Annotated in this window: 3 protein-coding genes; all 3 read left to right on the top strand. The window is 70.5% G+C overall.

Annotation, left to right across the window (positions count from 1 at the left end; translation table 11 throughout):
- Positions 1–1727, top strand: a 1727-nt coding sequence (locus AC3XYG_RS01080; RefSeq protein ID WP_489137962.1) for a CaiB/BaiF CoA transferase family protein, incomplete at its 5' end; no start/stop codon positions are given.
- A gap of 2 nt (positions 1728–1729) precedes the next feature.
- On the top strand, positions 1730–2536 hold the full coding sequence (locus tag AC3XYG_RS01075; RefSeq protein ID WP_489137961.1) for a hypothetical protein: 807 nt from the start codon (positions 1730–1732) through the stop codon (positions 2534–2536).
- A gap of 269 nt (positions 2537–2805) precedes the next feature.
- The gene (locus tag AC3XYG_RS01070; RefSeq protein ID WP_489137960.1) at positions 2806–3918 is read left to right on the top strand and encodes a mandelate racemase/muconate lactonizing enzyme family protein; all 1113 of its coding nucleotides are present in this window, start codon (positions 2806–2808) and stop codon (positions 3916–3918) included.
- The last annotated feature ends 19 nt before the right edge of the window (positions 3919–3937 follow it).

Here is a 3937-nt window from a genome sequence, read left to right as displayed (position 1 = left end):
GCGACCCGAACATCCCGGCCGGCCAGGTGCGCTGCCGCGACGGCTGGGTCTGCATCTGGATCTACAACCATCGCTGGAGCGCGGTCTGCCGGGCGCTCGGCCTCGGGCCCATCGAGCAGGACGAGCGCTTCCGTGCCCCGGCCCCGCGCCGCGCCCACTGGGCGGAGCTGTTCGGGATCATCCAGGACAAGGTCGCGGACCTCAGTGCCGAGCAACTGGTCGCCACGCTGCAGCGGGAAGAGGTGATCGCGGCCAAAGCCTATCGCCCGACCGAGCTGCACGGCAGCGCACATCTGGCCGGCCGGGGCTATTGGGAAACGGCGGAGGGGCGGCTGATCCTCGGGCCGCCCTTCCGGCTGGGCCGCACGCCGCGCCGGGTCCGCTCCGGCGCACCAACGCTCGGGGTCGACAATGGCAGGGTGCCGCCGCCGGCAGTCCCGCAGCCGGCTATGGGCGCCGCCGCTGCCGGAGCCGGCCCCCTGGCGGGCCTGCGCGTGCTCGAGATCACCACGGCCTGGGCCGGTCCGATGGCGGGCCGGGTGCTGGGCTTCCTCGGGGCCGAGCCGATCCATGTCGAATCCCCGACCCGGGTCAATTCCTGGCGCCTCAACAAGGAGGTGCCGAACCCGGTCAACTTCCCTGACGGCGTTCCCGGCGACCGGCCCTATGACCGCGCCTTCCACTTCAACTCGCAGAACGTCAACAAGCTGTCCTGCATCCTCGACCTGAAGACGGGGGAGGGGCGCGACATCGTCCGGCGGCTGGCCGCGGTCAGCGATGTGGTGATCTGCAACTTCCGGCCCGGCACGCTGGCCAAGCTGGGGCTCGACCACGACAGCCTGCGCCGGATCAAGCCGGACATCATCGTGGCGGAGCTGCCGGCCTTCGGCACCGAAGGACCGATGTCGCGCTACGCCGCCCTGGGCCCGACCATGGAGATGTCGACCGGCATGTCCAGCATGATCGGCTATCCCGGCGGCCAGCCCGAAACCACCGGGCCCTCCTATCTCGACCCGATCGGCGGGTTCAACGCCGCCGCCGCCATCCTGACGGCGTTGCTGCACCGGCAGCGCACTGGTGAGGGCCAGTATATCGAGGTCCCGCAGGTGGAGGCCGCGATGCAGCTGATCGGGCCGGAGCTGCTGGCCGCGATCGAATCCGGCTGCGATCCCGTGCCGAACGGCAACCGTTCCCCCTATGCCGCCCCGCACGACGCCTTCCCGGCGCTCGGCGACGACCAATGGGTGGCGATCGCGGCGGAAACCGAGGTGGAGTGGCAAGGCCTGTGCGACGTCATGGGGCAGGCGGGGCTTGCCGCCGATCCGCGCTTCGCCACGCTCGCGGCGCGGCAGCGGAATATCGAGGCGCTGACCGCGATCATCGCCGACTGGACCCGCGGCCAGGACAAGCACGCGGTCGCGGCCCGGTTGCAGTCGGTCGGTATTCCCGCGGCACCGGTGCAGACCTCATACGACCTGGCGCGCAGCGAATACCTGGTCCATCGCGGCTTCTTCACGGTGCTGGAGCACCCCGATGCCGGCCTCCATCCCCATCCGGGGTTGCCGCTCCATCTCGACGTCACACCAGGCAGCCAGCGTCAGGCGGCGCCGCGCTTCGGTGCCGACAATCGTCGCGTGCTGCGCGACATCCTCGGTTTGACGCCGGAGGAGATCGCGGCGGTCGAGGCCAGCGGCGCGATGGCGACCGAACCCCGGCCGGGAGCCTGACCATGGCCAATTTCCCCCGGACGCTGCACATCCCGATCCGCCTCGACGACGATCCCGGCTATCGCGGGTCGGTGCATGACGACGCGGTGGCGCGCCGCATGGGCTTCCGCGCGGCGCTGATCCCCGGAGCCTTCGTCTATGGCCATGTCAGCCGCATTGCGGTCGACGCCTGGGGCGCCGACTGGGCCCGGCGGGGCAGCATGGGGGCACGGTTCCGCCGGCCGGTGCATGACGGCGACGTGCTGACCGCCGCGGTCTCGGCCCTGGTGGACGCCGGCTCCGGACAGCGCGCGGACGTGACCCTGCGCAACCAGGAGGGCGAGGAGGTTGCGACCGGCTGGGTGGCGATGCCGTGGCAGGATCCCGTGCCGCCGCGGATCGAGGACTGTCCGGTCCTGCCATTGCCGGAGCCGCCGCACGCCGTGGAGCCGGGCGGCATGATGGTCGGGATGCGCCTCGGCTCGCGCAACGCGGTCCTGACCGAAGAGGAATTCCAGCGCTCGCTCGCCGCCTTTGATGAGCAGCACCCGCTCTATCGCGACGGCGGGCTGGTCCATTCCGGTTGCCTGATCCGGCGGACCATGGCCGACGCCAACCGCAGTTTCCGCTTCCCGGCCCCGGTCGTCTTCGTGTCCGGCGAAGCCCAGCATTTCGAACCGGTATCCCCCGGCCAACGCCTGGCCACATCCGGCACCGTCACCGCGGTCTACGAGCGCAAGGGGCGGCACTATTTCGAGACAGAAGAGATCCTGGTGGTCGACGGCGCCCGGGTGGCGGCGCAGTTCCGCCGGACCTCAATCTATGCATGACCATCTGGGTGCAGCGGTATTGCATACGGATGCAAAAAGAGTAAGGTAAGACAAAACACCCGGCAGGATGCAGCGGCCCTGAACGCCGCCGCAGGCCGGTTCCAGGGAGGCTCGCGTGACGATCGAATCCCTCGCGACACGCCATTTTTCCCCGCCGCCGCGAAGCCGGCGACGCGGGCCGTGCGACATCCGCATCCCCTAGACCGGACCGTCCCCCACCGGGCCTGCCCCTGCAGGCCCGAACCCCAACACGACGCGGGAGCGAAACCGTGGCCCCAAGCGCCAGCATCAGATCGGTCGAAGCCTTCCAGGTCAGCTGGCAGCCCGGCGACCCGCCCGGCCGGCGCAGCGCCCTGGTGCGGATCGCCACGGAGGATGGCGTCGTCGGCTGGGGCGAGGCCTCGCCGATGCAGGGCGGGCTGCACTCGATCGGCATCGTCGAGCGCGACCTGGCGCCGGGGCTGGTCGGCGCCGACGCCTTCGACACCGCGGTGCTGTACGACCGGCAGCTCCACCGCAACATCAAGCTGGGGCCGGAAGGTGCGTTGACCGGCGCGCTGGCCGCTGTCGACATCGCGCTGTGGGACATCAAGGGCAAGACGCTTGGCCTGCCGGTGCACAAGCTGCTTGGGGGGGGCTGGCGCAGCGATGTGCCGTTCTATGCCTCGATCGGCGGCAATGCCGCGCGAACGGTGGACGAGACGGTGCGGGTGGTCGAGGCGCGCTGGCGGCGCGAGACGCCGGCAGCGATCAAGATCCGCCGCGACGGCGACCGCTCGATGCTCGACCTCGACATCCCCGGCGACATCGCCAAGGCCAGGGCCGTGCGCCAGCTGGTCGGCGACGGCTATCCGCTCGCCTTCGACGCCAACAACGGCTACTCGATCGGCGGCGCCATGCGGGTCGGCCGCGCGCTCGAGGAGCTCGGCTACGTCTGGTTCGAGGAGCCGGTGCAGCACTATGACGTGCGCGGCATGGGCGAGGTGGCGCAGCGGCTCGACATCACCGTCTCGGCGGCGGAGCAGACCTACACGCTGCAGGCGCTGGTCGACATGATCCATGCCGGGGTGCGCATGGTGCAGCCTGACATCGTCAAGATGGGCGGCATCACCGGGCTGATGCAATGCGCCGCGATCTGCCACGCCCATGGGGTCGAGCTGGTGCCGCACCAGACCCAGCCGACCATCGGCCACGTCGCCAACCTGCATGTGCTGGCGGCGATGATGCACCTGACCAAGCCGGCGGAATACGCCGACGCGGCCGGTCGGATGGATGTCGGTTTCAAGAATCCGCCCCGGCGGGGGGACGGCCGCTTCGTGGTGCCGCCGGGCCCGGGGCTGGGGCTTGAGGTCGACGAGGCGGAAATCAACAAGCGGCGCTGACCGGCGCCAATAAGCGACA

The organism is Inquilinus sp., assembly GCF_057815775.1.
Note: the sequence above shows the minus strand (reverse complement) of the source record. Positions and strands in the feature narration are given on the sequence as shown.